The sequence below is a fragment of the Hydrogenophaga crassostreae genome (assembly GCF_001761385.1).
Classification (GTDB): domain Bacteria; phylum Pseudomonadota; class Gammaproteobacteria; order Burkholderiales; family Burkholderiaceae_C; genus Hydrogenophaga; species Hydrogenophaga crassostreae.
This window is the reverse complement of sequence record NZ_CP017476.1, coordinates 1,681,379-1,699,229: the sequence shown is the minus strand read 5'-3', so window position 1 is coordinate 1,699,229 and position 17,851 is coordinate 1,681,379. Positions and strand designations below refer to the sequence as shown.

The window sequence follows — 17,851 nt, the reverse complement described above, 5'->3', positions numbered from 1 at the left end:
AGTCGGACGTAGAACCATAGGCGTTCTTGCAGGTGTTCACTTCACTTGATTTGCACAACGCTGAATTGGTGGTGCCACTGGAATAGGTGTCATCACAGTCGTCATTGGCATCCGAGACACAGCTGTCCATCTTTGATTTGCACCAGTCCGATCTGGCCTGTGACTGGGGCGTGCCTTTTTGCGCCGCGTGCACCTGTGATCCCGCCAGAAAGGCAAAAGTCAGGATGCAAACCAATTTGAGGTGGTGATTTTTTCGGTTGCTGTTCATCTGCGGAATCTCCATTGGTCAGAATGGCCTGTTGTTGGCCGAGTACCGCAGGGTGACGTTCGGGGCTTGCCACCGGCCGTGGCCCGGGCCTTGCGTCGCCGCTGCCCCCTCAGGTCAGGCGGCGGCCTTGCGCTCGCCGCACTGCGCCTGCGCTCAACGCTTGATGTCAATCTCCACAGTTGGCACCGAACCAACGGCCCAACGCAATGCTTTCACGACATCGTTGGTGACGACCCGATTGCCAATCGACTTGACAGTTTGCAGGCCCCACTTCTGGCTGTCAGGCCAGCCGATATGGCCACCAACCGAGCGGTCGAAATAGATCAACGGCGCGTTGTGTCGCAGGTTGTAGATGACCAGCCAGTCTTCTCCGCTTTTGACCGGCGTTTGCGGCTCACCACCGAGCAGGGTCCATTCGTAGACGGGGCGCTTTGACCAGTCGAGGTTGATGCCCACCTTGCGCTTGCTGTACCTGATGAAGGGTTGCTTGCCATCGCCCCATCCGATGGCCACGGATTCACCGTAAAGAATGGGCCCATTGGCGCCGGGTTTTCTCGAAAAATGCCAACGGGAACTCTTGGTGGCCGTTTTCGCACTGGCATTGTCGGTCCAGCCGATATTGATGCCCCGACCTGCGCCCTGCTTTTCATACTGCAGAAATTTCTTGGGCACCGCGCCCTTCAGGTTGAAGTTGCTGCGGTGGTCTCGCTCGGAATGCGGTATCACCGGGCCTGAGCCGTTGGCACCGATCATCCATTGCTTGTACTCGGCCACGATGCTGCTGGCATCGTGGAAATTCAGCGGTTCTGAAGCCTGGGCACTTGGCAACATCAGCCATGTCGTCAATGCCAGGGTCAACCAGTGTGTTGCTTTGTACATGGGGTGGGTTCCTTTGTTTAACGGCAGGCCGTTAGCTGAAAAGGTTTTCAGCGTGTCCAGCGTCGGGTCAGGGCTCGCTTCGTGTGACACCCGACCGGGCAGCAGGCGAGACCGCGCTGCTCCTGCCAGACGGCTTGGCGGCAGGCGCGCCTGCGGCCGTCTCGGGAGCCCGGGCTTTGGGGCGCAAACGCTCACTCAGGGACTTTGCGCCGCCGGGAGTCTGTTTCACCATCACGCAAAAGAATTTGCCCTTGTCTTCCGGCGATGCGGTCGAGAAAATGTCGTCGATGTCTTTGCAGTTGCGTCGCATCGCTTTGCAGTCGGCGCCGTCTTTGCTGCCTTCGCATTCGCAGAGCCCGGCGTCGGCGCTACAGGTGAAGTTCGCTCCGCCCGAACCGGTGTTTGTGGCCGCGGTGGCGCTTGAGATAGCGAACAGGCCTGCGAAGACCGCCAGCAGAAACGCCGGTGTCATTGTTTGCAAAAATCTGAGCATGGGCTCGGTTCCCGGTGGCTGTGTGTGGAATGCCCGACAGCCCACTTCGAATGGCGTCGGCAGGCAGTTCAATACCTGCCTGATGCGGGGAAACGGACCCCTTTATTTAAACTACGCCGCCAGCCAAGGCATGTCAAGTTGCCTGTCGTCGCGTTCAGGTGTTGTCTTCCGTCTCTTGACGTTGGCAGTGCACGGCGCCTCAAACCATCGCCTCGCCGGGTTTCTTGCCGCTGTTTGTGAGCCGCGCTGCGATCGAAACGCACCAACGTTCCTGCTGCTCCTGGGGTGTTCGGGCCACAACCGATTTGACTTTGAACCACCGAGAAGCCCGCGTTTGCTGGCGCTTGGCACCGCTTTACGGTCTGGGCAGAGGTTGAAGATAAGGCGGTGTCTTGACTGAGCGACCAGAGGCATACGGGGCCCGCAGCAGTGGGCACGGGCCCTGGTAAAAACAGGTTGCCGCTCTTTACCGGGGCATGCACATGACATCCCAAAACGACCCGGCACCCCATCAGTTGTGCTTTGCGTCACTGCTTCCTCAAGGCGAGAGCGTCTCGGTACCTTGCGACACCGATGGCGAAGTGGACCTGAACGGCCTGTCCGAGCGACTGAGGAACGCCTACCTTGGCGCCCGCGCGCTTGTCGGGTGGGAATACGCGCGACCGACCGTCGAAGAGGTGCATTGAGCTTTCGCCCGTACACGTGAAGTCGGGCCTGGCTTTCTGCGCGTCGCCAGGCCTGCGACCTGACGGTGGGCTATCGACCTGCGCACGGTTCAGGTCGCGCTGCCGGATCAGCCACGCTGCCGCAAGATGCCCGCGAAATACGCCGCCAGCTGATCGCGGGCAGACAGCGGGAGGATGTGGCCTACGTACTGGTCGGGACGCACGACAACCAGACACCCTTCGGCCCGGTTGATGCCACGCATCTCGAAGATGTCCTGGGCCCGCTTCAGGTCAGGACAGAACACCTTTTCGTAATCGCACAACCCGTAGCGGCCCACTGTCGGGCGCAGCAAAGAAGGCATGGCGGCGTGGTTCAGCGCGTGGGCTTCCTGCTGGAAGACGGCCCTTGTGTCGATCACGGCATCGGTGTCTTCGCCTGCTGCGGTGTGGCGGCGCACGGGCGATGCGGGATCGGTTTCCAGCCAGTCGCACAGCGCTGCCACAGCGCCGCCGGTGGTGCCGTCGTCGCCCGCAGGGGCAAAGATGAACAACCGGAAACGGGCATCGGCGTCAATGGTGTGGCCGAGTTGCATGGGCTTGGCGTCGGCCAGTCGAATCACAGGGGCCGAATGGAAACGCTTGCCGATATCAAAACCGGTGGCCAGCGGTTGGCAGCTGGCGTCACCGACCAGGATGCCAGGTTGGTACTGGATGGTGAGGCCGCAGGTGAAAGGCAGGTTGTTGACGAACTCGCGCGCCACCCGGGGCAGGCCATCGGCAGCGGCAATTTCTTCATCGCGGGCGCCCACGACACGCGCCCACTTGTGGTCGAACTCCACCAGGCCTTTGGCAGCGGCCCGCCGTTCGCCGGAGTAGCTGTGCAACAGCGAAGGGTCGGCGCGGCCGGTCAGTACCGAGATCAGCTTCCAGCCCAGGTTGAAGGTGTCGCCCATGGACACGTTCATGCCCTGCCCGGCCTTGGGACTGTGGGTGTGACAGGCGTCGCCGGCCAGCATCACGCGGGGGAATCGGCTGGCCATTTCGGCTTCGGGCACATCGTCGAACTTGTCGGTCAGGCGGTGCCCGATCTCGTAGATCGACCACCACACCACCTCCTTCACGTCCAGCGTGAAAGGGCTGAAGATGCGTCGGGCCTTGGCGATGATGTCGTCAGCATTCATGCCACGGTCGGCCGCACGTTCGTCTTCACCCAGGTTGTCGAGCTCGACATACAGGCGCACCAGGTGTCCGCCCTCGCGCGGCAACACCATCAGGATCCCGTCGTCTTGAGAGCGCACGAACGATTTCATGCGCCAGTCGGGGAAGTCGGTGGTGGCCAGCAGGTCGATCACACCCCATGCCTGGTGCGCCGCATCGCCCTGCAACTGGCCGCCGATGGCGCGGCGCACGTTGGAGCGGGCACCGTCGCAGCCCACCACGTAGTTCGCCCGCACGGTGGTTGTCTGGCCCTCGCACTCGGGTGTGGTGTTCTCCAGAATGACGGTGACCGGGTATTCGGTGGCATTCGTGTCGACCGACAGGTCGGCGACCTTCCAGCCGTGGTCGGGCACCAGACGGCTGGGCGCGTTGCGCATGATGTCAAGAAACAGCTCGTGCACCCGCGCCTGGTTGATCAACACATGGGGCATCTCGGACGTGCCTTCAGGCACGTCTTGCACGCGTGCCACCCGCTCGATGTGTTGTGCCTGGCCCTGCGCCCAGAAAGTGGTCTCGTTGATCCAGACCGACTCGCGCAACACCTTCTCGCCAAATCCGAAAGCCTGGAACATCTCCATGGAGCGCACATTGATGCCATCGGCCTGGCCCTTTTCCATGGGCGCAAGTTTGGGTTCGACGAGCATGGTGCTGATGCCCTGCACCCCGGCAAGCTGGGCGGCAAGACACAGGCCCGCCGGCCCCGAGCCCGCGATCAACACGTCAACCGTTTTCGGCATGGGATCGCCTGGTTGCCGATGGCCGGGAGCGGCCGGGCTGACATCGGGATCGCCCGGTTTGAAGCCGTTGAGGTGGTATTGCATGCGGTCTCCTTCAGGCGGTTTGCCCACGGTTTACGATAAGTAAACATATGATATGTATACTTATCATATGCGTCAAGAGGGAAACCGCGTCCGTATGATCGGAAGCAATTCAAAAAGCAGGGCTGCACATATGGACAGAAGCGAGATGGCCGGGCACCTGATCCGGCGGCTGCACCAGCAATCGACCCAGATCTACCAGGCACAGACCCAGGCCGCAGGCCTGGACCTGACCTCGGTGCAGTTCGCAGCGCTTGACGCGATCAACCAGCAACCCGATACCGATCAAGCCACGCTGGCCGCCAACATCAGCTTTGACCGCGCCACGATCGGCGGGGTGATCGACAGGCTGGAGCAAAAGGGTCTCGTGCAGCGCGTGGTCAGCGAACAAGACCGCCGGGCGCGCCAGTTGCGCCTCACCACCGAAGGCGAGCACCTGCTGGCCGCCAGCCGACCGGTGGTGGAAGCCCTGCAGGCCGATATCCTGGCGGCACTGTCGCCCACCGAACGGGCCAGCTTCCTGGCGCTGGCGCACAAGGCACTGGGTCTGGACTGACAGCCCGGGCGCGGGATGAATGAAATAAGCCGGCCAGATGCGCCCAAAGTCCCACGCAGGCGGCAGGCTGTGGACCCAGCCACTGCTTCGCAGCAGAGACACGGCCATGGCAATAGCGCCCTACCTGATTAGGTATTTTATTCATATAAAACAGGCACTTACGGCGAGATTTTCATGTCGGAAAGAGCCAAGGTCGCAGAAAAGGGGGCAAAACTCGGCGCGGCCCTTCACCGTCAAAGCCCCGAACTGACCCATAGGGACATGGAACCTTCTCCTTAGCACTCGATCACATAGAGTGCTAACATAAATGCATACCTGACCTAAGGAGGGTTTTCCACATGTCTGCTGCACTTGCCACCAACACGTTCCCCGCCGCCACCTTGGCCGTGACGAACCCGTGGGCGAGCCGTTCGCTCACCTTGCCGTCGCTGGGCAACCTCGACGCCTATATTTCTGCGGTCAACCGCATGCCCATGCTCACGCTCGAAGAAGAGCAAAGCGCGGGCCGCCGCCTGCGTGACGACAACGATATCGATGCCGCTGGCCAGTTGGTGATGTCCCACCTGCGCCTGGTGGTCTCGATTGCCCGCCAGTACCTGGGTTATGGCCTGCCCCACGGCGACCTGATTCAGGAAGGCAATGTGGGCCTGATGAAGGCCGTCAAACGTTTCGACCCGGAACAGGGTGTGCGCCTGGTGAGCTATGCCATGCACTGGATCAAGGCCGAGATTCACGAATACGTGCTGAAGAACTGGCGCATGGTGAAGATGGCCACGACCAAGGCCCAGCGCAAGCTGTTTTTCAACCTGCGCTCCAAGAAGCAGGGTTTCCGCTCGGAGGCCTTGGACGGCGACACCCACCGCGAAGCGTTTTCGGATGGCGAGGTCGAGATCGTCGCGCGCGAGCTGAAGGTCAAGCCGGAAGAAGTGCGCGAGATGGAAACCCGCATGTCGGGCGGCGATGTGGTGCTTGATCCCAGCCCCAGCGACGATGGCGAAGAGCGCTTCGGCCCGATCGCCTTCCTGGCTGATGCAACCCACGAGCCTTCAGCGATGATCGAGTCGGCTCAGCGCGATGTGTTGGCCACTGAAGGCATAGCCAACGCCATGGGCGAACTGGATGACCGCTCGCGCCGCATCGTGACCGAGCGCTGGCTCAAGGTGAACGACGATGGTTCCGGCGGCATGACGCTGCACGAACTTGCCGCCGAATACGGCGTGAGCGCCGAACGTGTGCGCCAGATCGAAGTGGCCGCGATGAAAAAGATGCGCAAGGCACTGGCTGAATTTGCCTGACGCCTGAAGCCCTGGAGAAAAAGCCTGCGAATTCCGCAGGCTTTTTTTGGTTTCATGGTTGGGCGCCTGTTACCGGATCGCCTTCAAAGTGAAGCCGGGCGGGAGACCACGGACGGTGCCGAACAGCGGCAAAGGCGAACAACGCCGCTCTCGCCCTGAAGGCCAACCGGAATCAGCCCTGCCAGCGCGCCAGCGTGAGCAGCACCAACAACAGCATCCACAGCACCACGCTGCGCCACACCAGCCCCACCGCGCTGGCCAGATGGGAAATCTGCGGCTCGGTGCGGGCCGCTCCGTCAAAAACACCGCCTTCCACGCTGCTGTCGGCATCGTCAGCTGCCACGGTCTGACTCAGACGAACGCCCAGCGCGCCGGAAGTCGCGGCCAGCAACACGCCATCGTTACCGGGCGCAAAGCGCTCGGCTTCGCCACGCCAGGTGGCCACGGACTCTTCGAAGTTGCCCACGATGGCAAAACCCAGCGCCGTGACCCGCGCGGGAACAAAGTCGACAACGTTCCAGCCTTGTTTGGCCGCTTTCTGCATGGCGGTGCTTGGCGTGCCATCAGGGCGCTCACGCCAATTGCGCGCCAGGTATTCGACCATGCGGTAAAAAATCGCGCCAAAGGGGCCCAGGCCCAAGACCCAAAACACACCAAAGCAGGTCAAAACCCCAAACACGTGGCGGTGTGCCGCCAGGACCGCTTGCTCGATCACCTGGCGCAACAACTCGGCGCGCGGCAGGCTTGCGGCGTCAACGCGCAACCACGTCGCCAGCTTTTCACGCGCGCCGCGCTCGTCGCCGGCCTCCAGCGCCTGGCGAATATCGGTGAAGTGGTGGCTGAACTGGCGAAATCCCACCGTCACGTACAACACCGCGACCAGCCAGACGAAGGCCAGGACGGTGCTGAAGCGCCACAGCCCCCAGTAAACCAGTGCCGACAACACAGCCGGCATGCCTGCGGCCAGCAGCCAGGCCAACCAGCCCTGGGCAGGCTCTCCGGCGTCCAGGTTGCGGCGCACCCAGCGAGCCCACGAGCGCAAGGCGCCATGCACCGGGTTGTCAAAGGCCAATGGCCGGGTTTGCTCCAGAAGCAAGGCAATCAAAATAGCAAAAAAACTCATGGGGCAATCATATAGCGCGCGTTTGCCGCGATCAGGCGGTCAGAAGCCGATAGAAGTTGCGCAACATACCCGCGGTCGCCCCCCAGATGAAGCGCTCCTGCCCTGCTTCCTGGTAAGGCATGGAATACCACTCCCGCACGGTGCCCTCCCAATCCCAGGCGTGGCGTCGGTGGTTGGCTGGATCCATCAGAAATTCGAGCGGCACTTCGAAAACGTCGTCCACCTCGCCGGGGTTGGGTCGCAGCTCAAAACCGGGGGTGACCAGACCGACCACCGGCGTGATGACGAATGAGGTGCCTGTCACGTACTCAGGCATGGTGCCCAGCACTTCGATGTGCTCGGGCCCAATACCGATTTCTTCGTGGGTCTCACGCAGGGCGGCGGCCACGGCGTTGGCATCGGTGGCATCGAGTTTGCCGCCGGGCAAGGCGATCTGCCCGGCATGGCTGGCCAGATGGGCTGAGCGCAGGGTCAGCAGCAGCGTCAGGCGCTCGCGCATCACCACAGGCAACAACACCGCGGCACGCACGGGCACCCGCTCACCAAAGCGCTTCTCGCGCAGCAGCTCGGGGGCCCACTGGGGTGGCTCGGCAAACAAGCGGCGCAGGCCGGGGGCCGTCAGGCGCTCCGGGTGGGCGGGCATCAGGCCTTCGCCGAACAGCGCAGGCAACACCGGCACCGCTCGTGGATCAAAATGAGGCAAAGGTCTGGACATGGTTCGAGCTTACGTGACATCGAACCGCCGCGCTGCCGAACGTGCGACTTGGGCGGCGGCCGCTTCCGCGCGATGCCGGTGGATGGCGCTGTGAATGCAAAAAAGCCGCTCGGATGAGCGGCTTTTTTGATGAAAACGGAGGCCGGAGCCCCTGCTTCTTGCGCAGGCTGGGCGCTTAACGGGCCTTGACGCCCAACTTTTCCTTGATACGTGCCGACTTGCCGCTGCGCTCGCGCAGGTAGTACAACTTGGCGCGACGAACCGCACCACGGCGCTTCACTTCGATACCGGCGATACGCGGGCTGTACAGCGGGAAGGTGCGCTCGACGCCTTCGCCGTTGGAGATTTTGCGCACGATGAAGCTGGAGTTCAGGCCACGGTTGCGACGGGCAATCACCACGCCTTCGTATGCCTGGGTACGCTTGCGCGTGCCCTCAACCACGTTCACGCTCACGACCACGGTGTCGCCAGGGGCGAACACGGGGATCTCTTTGTTCAAGCGAGCAATTTCTTCTTGCTCAAGGGTTTGGATCAGGTTCATGTTTTCCACTAATTACGATCATGCCCGCGCTGCACTAAAGGCCACGAATCCGGCAGGGCCCCTGTCCTGGACGCACCCCCAAGGAGGGTTCATACAGCGGAGTGGCCCGGTCGTGACGGCCGGTCAGAGGATCGAAAAGCCTTGCATTATAGCTTTTTTAGGGTGCGCAGAAAAGTCTCATCGGCTTTACTCAACTGCCCGGCTGCGCGGGCCTGGTCAACCAGTTCAGGCCTGAGCGCCTGAGAAAGCGTCAAGCTCTGATCGCGCCGGTAACGGCCAATGCGTTCATGGTGCCCGCCCAGCAAAGCGGCTGGCACGCCAACAGGGCCATCTGGCCCTTCCCACACCTCAGGCCGCGTGTGGTGGGGGCTGTCCAGCAAGCCACTCAGCGCAGGATTGAAACTGTCTTGCTGGTGGCTGCCCTCATCGCTCAATACGCCCGGCATCAAGCGCGCCACCGAATCGAGCAAGGCAATGGCAGCGATCTCGCCGCCGGACAGCACGAAGTCGCCCAGACTGACTTGCCGATCCACGCAAGCGTCAATGAAACGCTGGTCAATGCCCTCGTATCGGCCGCACAGCAGCACAGCGCCTGCGCTCTCTGACCAAGCCGTGGCCATCGCGTGGTCCAGCTTCTGACCGATGGGTGAAAACAGCACGACCGGCGCACACGCCAGTTCCGGCTCGGCACGATCAACTCGAATCGCCTGCAAGCAGCGCCACAAAGGTTCGGCCATCATCACCATGCCCGGCCCGCCACCAAACGGCCGGTCGTCAACACGGCGGTAATTGCCCTGCGCGTGGTCACGCGGGTTCCACAAACGCACATCCACCTGCCGGGATTCAAACGCACGCCGCGTGATGCCGCTCTTGAAAAACGGCTCGAACAATTCGGGAAAAAGGGTGATGACGTCAAAACGCATGTGGGTATTGTCACCCCCCGCGCCGCCTTCGGCGTCACCCCTCCAGGGAGGGGTCAGTAATCCAGACCCCAGTCGACTGTGATCAGGCGCGCGGCCTGATCCACCTTGTCAACATAGGCATCGACGAACGGAATCATGCGTTCGGAAAGCTGCTCTTTGCCATCGGCGTTGATGTCGGTGTACTCAAGAACGAGCACCGAGTTGGGCCCGGTGGGCATGAGATCGCGCACGACGCCCATCTCAACGCCTTCGCGGTTCACCACGCGCAAGCCGATCAGGTCAACCCAATAAAACTCGCCCTCAGGCGTGACCGGAAAAGCGCTGCGAGGTACGCTGATGCGCACCCCTTTGAGCCCTTCGGCGCCGGTGCGATCGTCCAGGCCATCGATACGGGCGACGATGCCATCGGCATGGGCCTTGATTTCACCCACTTTGACAGACACGACGCCGGTAAAAGCGGAAAAACCACGCGCGAACTTGGGTTCGGGTGGTTGCAGATGCCACTCAGTTGCGGCGAACAGCGCCTCGGTGTCGGCGCTGTGGGGGTGGATGCGCACCCACCCCTTGATGCCAAACGCCTCCTGAATCCGACCCAGTTCAATGGCGTCGTCCGGCATGGACGATGCTTTGAAGTAGCCAGAGGTCATGAGGCGTTCGCGTGTTGTTGGCCAAGCCTTAGGGGCTCAGCCGGCAACATCAATCAAGCAGCTGGGGTAGCGGCTTTGGCGGCTTGCTTGACCAAGCGTGCCACGGTGTCCGATGGCTCAGCGCCAACGCCGGTCCAGTAGGTCAGGCGGTCAACGGCGAGACGCAAAGGCTCTTCAGCACCGCGGGCCATTGGGTTGTAAAAACCAATGCGCTCGATGAAACGGCCATCGCGACGGTTGCGCTTGTCGGCAACCACGATGTTGTAGAAAGGACGGGCTTTGGAGCCGCCGCGAGAAAGTCGAATGACGACCATAATTAATCCTTCGGGTGGAGAGACAACACAATTGATGTCTCACCGGGCTGGAAACAGACAATTTCTTGCCCGATAACAACCCGTTTCATTGCAGCGCTTGAGACACACGACTGACCACCCGGCCAGCGAAACGCCACAAAACCCGCGATTATAGCCCCCTGGTCAATTCTTGCGACCCGATTCGGAGAGAATCGGCGCCAAGCCCTTCTCTTCACCCTTGTTCAACGCGCCCATGCCCACCATCCGCCCCAGCCTAGACAGCGACCTGCCCGCCATCACCCGCATCTACGGCCACCATGTGTTGACCGGCACCGGCACCTTCGAAACCACGCCACCGTCCGAAGCCGACATGACCACGCGTCGCGCAGACGTGCTCGCCAAGGGCCTGCCCTGGCTGGTGCTGGAAGAAGGTGGCCAGATTCTGGGTTTTGCCTACGCCAACTGGTTCAAACCTCGCCCGGCGTACCGCTTTTCTTGTGAAGACTCGATCTACATGGCTCCCGAATCGGCGGGCAAAGGTCTGGGTCGTGCCTTGTTGGCCGAACTCATGGCTTGCCTGGAACGCGCCGGGGTGCGCAAGGTCATGGCGGTGATCGGCGACTCGGCCAACGCCGGCTCGATTGGTATTCACAAAGCGCTGGGCTTTGAGCCTGCCGGCGTGATCAACAACTGCGGCTGGAAATTCGAACGCTGGCTGGACATCGTCTTGATGCAAAAAACGCTGGGAGTGGGCGCATCCACTCCACCCGAAGACAACACACCCGAGCAACCATCCGCATGACCCAACGCAACAAAAACAAAACGCTCGCCACCTGGCTGGCCGTGCTCCTGGGCAGCATGGGCATGCACCGCTTTTATCTGCGCGGCCTGGGCGACTGGATTGGCTGGCTCCACCCGATTGCCGCCGCACTGGGCTGGTGGGGCGTGGAGCGTGTTCAGCTGTATGGGCAGGACGATCAGCTGTCATGGATATTGATTCCATTCCTGGGGATCAGCATCGCTGCGGCCTGTCTGGCTGCCATCGTGTACGCCCTGAGCGACCGCCCCAAGTGGAACCGCTGGTTCAACCCCGGCTCCGACGATGAGGCCCCATCGGGCGCGACCAACTGGCTCACCATTGCCGCCCTGGTATTGGCCCTGCTCGTCGGCACCATCGCCTTCATGGGCAGCCTGGCATTTGGCGTGCAGCGTTACTTCGAATACCAGGTCGAAGAGGCCCGCAAGATCAGTCAGTAGGTGGCCCCCCCCGCGCCGGCTGCGCCGTCACCGCCCCAGGGGGCGATGCGAGCGGCCCGGCAAAGCCGGTTCCACCGCATCCTGGGCGAAGGCAACTCTCGCCGGACCGTGATTGGTTTGCACAAACAGGAGGTTCAACCCAGGGCACTGCGGAACTGGCTTTGCCAGGCCGCCAGTGCCGCCCCCTGGGGGGAGTGACGGCGCAGCCGGCGCGGGGGGACTTAATTGATCCAGGACATCACCAGCATCACCAGGGTCAAAGTGAACAAGGCCAAGCCGGTTGACATCACCATGCTGGCCGTGGTGAGCTCCTGTGCCACTTCGTAGCGCTGGGCAAACATGAAGACATTTGCGCCCATGGGCATGGCAGCGGCCACCACCATCACGGTCAATGGCAAGCCCGTGATGCCGAATGCCCAGGCGCTGATGCCGACCATCAACGGCAGCAACAGGTTCTTGGACGCGGTGATCCACAGGGCCGACTGCAAATGGCCTCTCAACTGCGTGGTGGCCATGGTCACACCCACGAGCACCAGCGCGATCGGGCCAAAAGCACTGCCCAGCAGCATCAAGGGTTTGTCGACCACCATGGGCAAGCTCCAGCCGGTCTGGGCAAACAGCAGGCCGGTGACGATCGGCAAGGGAATGGGGTGTATCAGCGCGCTCTTGAAGGCCATCCACGTCGTGGTGAGCAGGTGGGGTGCCTCCATGCCATTGGCGCGGTTTTCACTGGCCACCGCCATCTCCAGCACCACGGTGGTGACCGTGAGCAAGATGATCGCGTGCACCGAAACGATGGTCAGCAGTGTGACCAGCGCGGGCTTGCCGTAGGCCAGCTGCACCACGGTGATACCGATCATGACCAGGTTGGAAAACACCCCGCCCAGCGCCATGACCACGCTCTTGCGGTCAAATCCGCGCCAGAAAATGGAGCCGCCCAACAGCAGCAACGCTGCCAGGAAATAGGCCAGCAGCGGGCGCAAATCCAGCGCCTCAACATGCACGGTGCTCATGGTGCGAAACAGCAGCGCCGGAATCAGCAGCAAAAAGACAAGGTTGGACAAGTCCTTGACCGCGGATTCACGGATCCATTTCAAGCGGCCGGCCAGGTAGCCGAGCGCGATCAGGATAAAGACGGGCGTCAGTGACGCAACAACGGGGTGGTCGGTAATATTCACGGGGTGGATGGTAGCGCCCCTGCCCCCCCAGTGCCCTGCGGCGGCTGCTATTTCACCGTGCGCGCCCCGGTCATCCGGTAATAAAGCCCCTGGGGATCATCGGTCAAAACCTGGAGTCGCCCCTGCAAAACGACGGCGTTCTGGGTGTATTTCACTGGCTTGAGCGTGCGCACTTCCACCATGCTCTCCGGCCCGCCCGGCACACAGAACGGACAGGTCGGCGGCACCGATACCAGCAAAAAATGGCGGTGAGCGGTGCCCGCCTCCAGTGGCGTCATGTAGCCCTCGACTTTCACCAGGCTGCCGTTCAGCTTTTTCACGGCGGGCGAATACGTGGTGATGATTTTGGGCTTCTGGAACTTGACCGACACGCCGCTCAATACCGACCAGGCCACCACATCGGGACGGGGCACCAACGGCGGGAAGGCGCTCTGCGGGCTGTGGTAGCCCGGCCCCTGCCCGGCCACCGGGCCGCCCGGTCCCATGGGCGAGCTCAAAACCTGCGCACCCACCCTGGGAGCGAGCCCTGCGAGGGCAACAGACAGCAGTGCAACCCACCCCGACAGCTTGCGATTGCTCTTCATGAAAAAGCCTTTCCCGACGCGTTCAATGGGCGTGCTTCATGCCGCAGTACCTGCCAATGGCCAAGCCTTTGCAAGCCGCCTGCAACTCCGCCATACACAGCTTTTCCGCCTTGCCCGACTCGACACACCTGGCCGCCGCCTCGTGGGCCGCCGCCATCGCGCGGTGACGCGCAGCGTCTTCCTTGCGTTCCGTGTCGTTGTGCTGGGCCACGGCGGCCCCGCCGAGCAGACACAACACCCCACCCATTGCCCACATTTTTGGATTCATTCGATTCACCTTGAAGTCAACAATTCGGCCACATCGGCCCTGTACGCGCTGATCACCGGCACCGCGGCCGCGATCAACGCAACAAGCAAGGCAGCCCCCGGGACAGCCCACATGTTTGGTGGCCAGACCGAGCCGGCAACCGCCCAGCCCGTATCGGCCATCCACCAGCCCGCCATCACAGCGGTCATTCCTTGCGCCAGCGCCACGCCGAGCACTCCCGCCAGCAGCGCCAGCCACAGCGCCTCGCAAAGCACCACAGCGCCCACGCGGCGGGGCGGTGCACCCAGCAGCCGCAGCAAGGCCATATCGGCCCGGCGCTCGCGCACCGCGTTCCACAACGCAATGAACACCGACAGCGCGGCCACCAGCAGCAACACCGCGCCCAGCCCCTGCACCAGTCGCGTGCCCATGCCCACCAGTTCCAGCACGCGCGCCACCTCCAGGGCCGGCGAAGCCGCCTGCATCGCCGTCCGGGTATTCACATGGCGCGGAAAGCGGGTCGCCGCCAAGGGCGAGGCGTAGCGGATCAAAGCCAGCGTCACCTCGCGATCGGCTTCAATGGCTTCGCGGTCTTCGGCCGACAGCGACTCGAACTCACCCGGGCGAAGCCCTTCGTGCACCTGCCAGACCGACGCCAGATCCGTCAAAACCAGGCGGTCCAGCACGCAGCCGCAGGCCTCCAGGCGACCCACCATGGTGTAGGGCGTGTCGCCGTGTTCACTGCCCCCAAGGCCGAGGCCGTGCGCGCCACTGAAGTGCTGGCCCACCGACAGACCCGTGGTCTGCGCCACCGAAGCACCCAACACCGCCTCCATGGGCGCAGTCCACCACCGGCCTTGCGCGAGTTGGGCGCCGTAATGCGCGGCGTAGGCCGGCGTGGAGCCCACGATGCGTGAACCCTTCAGGTTGTCGCCCAAGCTCATGGGAATGACCTGGGCGATCTGGGGCTGCGCGGCCAGGGCACGCACATCGGCCAGCGCCACATTGCCGGTTGGCGTATCGATGTGAAACACGCCCGACAAAATCAACTGCATCGGGCTGCCCTTGGCGCCCACCACGGCATCGATGCCCGCCAGATCGCGGTCAAACGCGTGCTCAATGCGGTCTTGCGCCAGCAACACCAGCCCCATGGCCGCCAGCCCCAGGGCGAGCAACACCAGGTTCAGCGCTGCGGTCAAAGGGCGCGACCACAGGTAGCGCCAGGCCAGTGTCAACACGTTCATCGCGTGTCCTTGTCCAGCGACAACACCTGGGCGTCGGGCAGGGCCTGGGCCACGCGCGCATCGTGGGTGGCAATCACCAGTGAAGTGCGCCCCTCGCGGGCTTGGTTCTGCAACAGCGCCAGCACACCGTCGCAAGCCGTGTCGTCCAGGCTGGCGGTGGGCTCATCGGCCAGGATCACCCTGGGACGCAGCAACAGCGCCCGCGCCAGCGCCACCCGTTGCAATTCGCCCCCCGACAACCGCGCCGGCTTGCGCCGGGCCAGACCGGCCACGCCCAGTGCGCTCAGCGCCTGGTGCACAGCGGGAGCGTTTGCTGGCCGCCCTGCCGCAAAAAACACCAGCATCAGGTTGTCTTGCACGCTCAGCGCTTCACTGAGGTGCAGCCGCTGCGGCAAAAACCCCACCGAACCCGCCCGCCAGGCGTCGCGCGCGGCAGGCTTCAGCTCCGACGGCGCCTGGCCGGCCACCACCATCGCACCCTGAGACGGCGCGCGCAAGCCACCAGCCAGCGCCAGCCACGTCGACTTGCCGCTGCCCGAAGGCCCGCGCAACAACAGCGTGCCGCCCTGCGGCAGCGCCACATCGGCAAAGCGCAGTGCGGTGCCATCGGCAAATGCGCAAACCAGCCCCTGCGTTTCGATCACGCGCCGGCCTCCGACCCCGCCTGCGCCAGACAGGTGGCGCAAGTGCCGTGCAACAGCAGGTCGAGCCGCTGGCCCTGGTGCCCCATGCCCGACAGGGTTTGAAACAAGGTGCGCGCCAGTTCGGCAGCTTGTGCACCGGCCTCGGGCAGGCGGAACTGGCTGTGGCAGCCGTCGCACTCGAAACGGGGCGCCCGGCTGTCCTGCCCGGTGTCGGCCAGGCAGAAATACCAGGTGCGGGCGTCGTCATCGGCATGGCGCTGCAACACGCTGCAGGCCACCAGGCGATCGAGCAGGCGGTACAGCGTGACGCGGTTGATGTCCAGCCCTCGCGCCGCCAACGAGGCAAACGCCTGAGCGTGGTTCAGCGAACTCTTGGGGTTGGCCAGAAACAGTCCCAGGACCGCGCGGGTGGCCAGGGTGCGCCGCAGGCCGCCACGCTCCAACCGTTGCTGGATCTCTGCCGGCACAGCCGGCGCTTCTTTGATCGGGCGGGTCGTCTTGGGCATGGCTCTCTTGTTGCAACAAAGTTGCGTTAATATCGATGTTATTGCAATCGAGTTGCAATATAGCAAATTCCAAAGCCCACATGCCCCTCTTCAACGAACCCAACACCGCGCAACCCATTGAGCTGCACAAGCTGACCCTGGGCTACGACAACCAGGCCACCGTGCGCGAGGCGAGTCTGCGCATCGACACCGGTTCGCTGGTGGCGGTGGTCGGGCCCAACGGCGCCGGCAAGTCCACGCTGATCAGGGCACTGGCCGGTGAACTCCAGCCCATCAGCGGCCGTTTGACCGGACTGGCCGGGCAGCGCATCGCCTGCTTGCCGCAACGCGCGGCGCTGGACCGCAGCTTTCCCATCGACCTGCGCGACATGGTGGCCATGGGCTTGTGGCACCGCGTGGGCGCGCTCGGCCGCTTCACAGCGGCACACCGGCTGCTGTGCACCGAGGCGCTGGCCCAGGTGGGTCTTGAGGGGCTTGAGAAGCGCGCGCTTGACACGCTCTCGGGTGGTCAACTGCAACGCGCCTTGTTCGCGCGCCTGATCCTGCAAGACGCCCAGGTGGTGCTGCTCGACGAACCCTTTGCCGCCGTGGACAACCGCACCACCACCGACCTGCTCGCCCTGCTGCACCACTGGCAAGGCGAAGGCAAAACCGTGGTCGCGGCGCTGCACGACCTGTCTCAAGTACACCGCCACTTTCCACTCACCTTGTCGCTCTCCAGAGCCCAGGCCACCTTCGGCCCCACCGACCGGGTTCTGGGCGCCCCGAATCGCACACCCACCCCCTGGCTCGACCATCCCGCCGAAACCGAGGCGGTCTCGGGTGAGGCCTTCGCATGAACGAGAGCCTGGTGGCGTCACCGCTCATGGCCTGGTGGCTGGCCAACCCCGTGGTGGGTCCCTTGCTGGAGTTCGCGTTCATGCGCCGCGCCCTGATTGGCTGCGTGGCGCTGGCGCTGAGCGCGGCACCCGTGGGCGTCTTTTTGATGCTGCGACGCATGAGCCTCACCGGCGACGCCATGGCCCATGCCATCTTGCCCGGCGCAGCCATCGGCTACCTGATCGCCGGCCTGTCGCTCACCGCCATGACCATTGGCGGCACCGTCGCCGGGCTGATCGTGGCCGTGGGCTCGGGCCTGGTCGCGCGCAACACCGTGCTGCGCGAAGACACCAGCCTGGCCGCCTTCTACCTGCTGTCGCTGGCGCTGGGCGTGCTCATCGTGTCGGTGCGCGGCAACAGCGTGGATTTGCTGCACGTTTTGTTTGGCTCCGTGCTGGCGCTCGACGACGCCGCGCTTCAGTTGCTGGGCGGCATCTCTGCGGTCACGCTGGTCGCCCTCACCCTGCTTTTTCGCCCCCTGGTGCTGGACTGTCTTGACCCGGGCTTTCTGCGCAGCGTCAGCCGCTGGAGCCCGGTGGCGCACTACGGTTTTCTGATGCTGGTGGTGATCAACCTCGTGGCCGGGTTTCATGCGCTGGGCACCTTGATGGCCGTGGGCATCATGGTGTTGCCCGCGGCCACCGCGCGCTTCTGGGTGCGCCGCCTGTTGCCCATGCTCTTCACGGCCACAGGTCTGGCCCTGCTCGCGGGCCTGAGCGGCCTGCTCATCTCGTACCACGCCGACTGGCCAACCAGCCCGGTCATCGTGCTCAGTCTGGGCGCGTGTTACCTCGTTTCCCTGCTGCTCGCGCCCCATGGCCTGTTGCGCCACCAGCGCACGGCACCGCCTCAACCGCAACCTTGACCCACCCAGGAAA

Annotated in this window: 22 protein-coding genes; 7 read left to right on the top strand and 15 right to left on the bottom strand. The window is 63.4% G+C overall.

Annotation, left to right across the window (positions count from 1 at the left end; translation table 11 throughout):
- Positions 1–421 precede the first annotated feature (421 nt).
- Together LPB072_RS07905 and LPB072_RS07900 are read right to left on the bottom strand one after the other, a co-directional pair.
- Complete coding sequence (locus LPB072_RS07905; protein WP_066093840.1) at positions 422–1,147, bottom strand: hypothetical protein; 726 nt, start codon at positions 1,145–1,147, stop codon at positions 422–424.
- Between the two features lie 67 nt (positions 1,148–1,214).
- Positions 1,215–1,640 carry a hypothetical protein gene (locus LPB072_RS07900; protein ID WP_066093838.1) on the bottom strand — a complete coding sequence of 142 codons (426 nt, stop codon included), beginning with the start codon at positions 1,638–1,640 and terminating at the stop codon, positions 1,215–1,217.
- 482 nt (positions 1,641–2,122) lie between these two features.
- Between LPB072_RS07900 and LPB072_RS23105 the strand changes: the two genes are divergently transcribed.
- Positions 2,123–2,326: a hypothetical protein gene (locus LPB072_RS23105; protein WP_082877106.1), complete on the top strand. Its 204-nt coding sequence runs from the start codon at positions 2,123–2,125 to the stop codon at positions 2,324–2,326.
- 107 nt (positions 2,327–2,433) lie between these two features.
- Here the strand turns inward: LPB072_RS23105 and LPB072_RS07895 are convergent, their stop codons facing one another.
- Entirely contained in the window at positions 2,434–4,344 is a 1,911-nt protein-coding gene (locus LPB072_RS07895) for an FAD-dependent monooxygenase (protein WP_066094761.1), read from the bottom strand.
- Between the two features lie 130 nt (positions 4,345–4,474).
- On the opposite strand from LPB072_RS07895, the gene LPB072_RS07890 reads away from it, so the two are divergent.
- Entirely contained in the window at positions 4,475–4,897 is a 423-nt protein-coding gene (locus tag LPB072_RS07890) for a MarR family winged helix-turn-helix transcriptional regulator (protein WP_066093835.1), read from the top strand.
- A 338-nt stretch (positions 4,898–5,235) separates the two neighbouring features.
- Positions 5,236–6,192, top strand: coding sequence for an RNA polymerase sigma factor RpoH (gene rpoH, locus LPB072_RS07885; protein ID WP_066093832.1), 957 nt, complete (start codon positions 5,236–5,238; stop codon positions 6,190–6,192).
- A gap of 172 nt (positions 6,193–6,364) precedes the next feature.
- On the opposite strand, the gene LPB072_RS07880 is transcribed toward rpoH, so the two are convergent.
- The 6 genes from LPB072_RS07880 to rpsP all read right to left on the bottom strand — a co-directional run bounded on the left by LPB072_RS07880 (position 6,365) and on the right by rpsP (position 10,455).
- Positions 6,365–7,315 carry a CobD/CbiB family protein gene (locus LPB072_RS07880; protein ID WP_066093829.1) on the bottom strand — a complete coding sequence of 317 codons (951 nt, stop codon included), beginning with the start codon at positions 7,313–7,315 and terminating at the stop codon, positions 6,365–6,367.
- Between the two features lie 31 nt (positions 7,316–7,346).
- Positions 7,347–8,030 (bottom strand): CoA pyrophosphatase, encoded by a 684-nt coding sequence (locus LPB072_RS07875; protein ID WP_066093825.1) that lies wholly within the window; start codon positions 8,028–8,030, stop codon positions 7,347–7,349.
- 175 nt (positions 8,031–8,205) lie between these two features.
- Positions 8,206–8,571 (bottom strand): 50S ribosomal protein L19, encoded by a 366-nt coding sequence (rplS, locus tag LPB072_RS07870; RefSeq protein WP_066093822.1) that lies wholly within the window; start codon positions 8,569–8,571, stop codon positions 8,206–8,208.
- A gap of 146 nt (positions 8,572–8,717) precedes the next feature.
- A complete protein-coding gene (trmD, locus tag LPB072_RS07865; RefSeq protein ID WP_066093819.1) occupies positions 8,718–9,494 on the bottom strand; it encodes a tRNA (guanosine(37)-N1)-methyltransferase TrmD in 777 nt (258 codons plus the stop codon).
- A 53-nt stretch (positions 9,495–9,547) separates the two neighbouring features.
- Entirely contained in the window at positions 9,548–10,141 is a 594-nt protein-coding gene (gene rimM / locus LPB072_RS07860) for a ribosome maturation factor RimM (protein ID WP_066093816.1), read from the bottom strand.
- Positions 10,142–10,194: 53 nt separating this feature from the next.
- Positions 10,195–10,455: a 30S ribosomal protein S16 gene (rpsP, locus tag LPB072_RS07855; protein ID WP_066093813.1), complete on the bottom strand. Its 261-nt coding sequence runs from the start codon at positions 10,453–10,455 to the stop codon at positions 10,195–10,197.
- Between the two features lie 232 nt (positions 10,456–10,687).
- On the opposite strand from rpsP, the gene LPB072_RS07850 reads away from it, so the two are divergent.
- Positions 10,688–11,236: a GNAT family N-acetyltransferase gene (locus LPB072_RS07850; RefSeq protein WP_066094758.1), complete on the top strand. Its 549-nt coding sequence runs from the start codon at positions 10,688–10,690 to the stop codon at positions 11,234–11,236.
- Positions 11,233–11,691, top strand: coding sequence for a TM2 domain-containing protein (locus LPB072_RS07845; RefSeq protein ID WP_066093810.1), 459 nt, complete (start codon positions 11,233–11,235; stop codon positions 11,689–11,691). The genes LPB072_RS07850 and LPB072_RS07845 overlap by 4 nt, the downstream gene beginning before the upstream one ends.
- A 221-nt stretch (positions 11,692–11,912) precedes the next feature.
- Here LPB072_RS07845 and LPB072_RS07840 read toward each other — a convergent pair whose 3' ends face one another.
- The 6 genes from LPB072_RS07840 to LPB072_RS07815 are packed head-to-tail and all read right to left on the bottom strand — an operon-like array spanning position 11,913 to position 16,094.
- Positions 11,913–12,869 carry an AEC family transporter gene (locus LPB072_RS07840; protein ID WP_066093807.1) on the bottom strand — a complete coding sequence of 319 codons (957 nt, stop codon included), beginning with the start codon at positions 12,867–12,869 and terminating at the stop codon, positions 11,913–11,915.
- Positions 12,870–12,916: 47 nt separating this feature from the next.
- Positions 12,917–13,453 (bottom strand): DUF3299 domain-containing protein, encoded by a 537-nt coding sequence (locus LPB072_RS07835; RefSeq protein WP_066093804.1) that lies wholly within the window; start codon positions 13,451–13,453, stop codon positions 12,917–12,919.
- A 22-nt stretch (positions 13,454–13,475) separates the two neighbouring features.
- Positions 13,476–13,721, bottom strand: coding sequence for a hypothetical protein (locus LPB072_RS07830; protein ID WP_066093799.1), 246 nt, complete (start codon positions 13,719–13,721; stop codon positions 13,476–13,478).
- A gap of 5 nt (positions 13,722–13,726) precedes the next feature.
- A complete protein-coding gene (locus LPB072_RS07825; protein WP_066093796.1) occupies positions 13,727–14,944 on the bottom strand; it encodes an ABC transporter permease in 1,218 nt (405 codons plus the stop codon).
- Positions 14,941–15,588 (bottom strand): ABC transporter ATP-binding protein, encoded by a 648-nt coding sequence (locus LPB072_RS07820; protein ID WP_066094755.1) that lies wholly within the window; start codon positions 15,586–15,588, stop codon positions 14,941–14,943. Before LPB072_RS07820 ends, LPB072_RS07825 begins: the two co-directional genes overlap by 4 nt.
- Positions 15,585–16,094 (bottom strand): Fur family transcriptional regulator, encoded by a 510-nt coding sequence (locus LPB072_RS07815; protein ID WP_082877083.1) that lies wholly within the window; start codon positions 16,092–16,094, stop codon positions 15,585–15,587. Before LPB072_RS07815 ends, LPB072_RS07820 begins: the two co-directional genes overlap by 4 nt.
- An 80-nt stretch (positions 16,095–16,174) precedes the next feature.
- On the opposite strand from LPB072_RS07815, the gene LPB072_RS07810 reads away from it, so the two are divergent.
- Entirely contained in the window at positions 16,175–16,933 is a 759-nt protein-coding gene (locus LPB072_RS07810; RefSeq protein ID WP_066093794.1) for a metal ABC transporter ATP-binding protein, read from the top strand.
- Entirely contained in the window at positions 16,930–17,838 is a 909-nt protein-coding gene (locus LPB072_RS07805; RefSeq protein WP_231943464.1) for a metal ABC transporter permease, read from the top strand. The genes LPB072_RS07810 and LPB072_RS07805 overlap by 4 nt, the downstream gene beginning before the upstream one ends.
- The last annotated feature ends 13 nt before the right edge of the window (positions 17,839–17,851 follow it).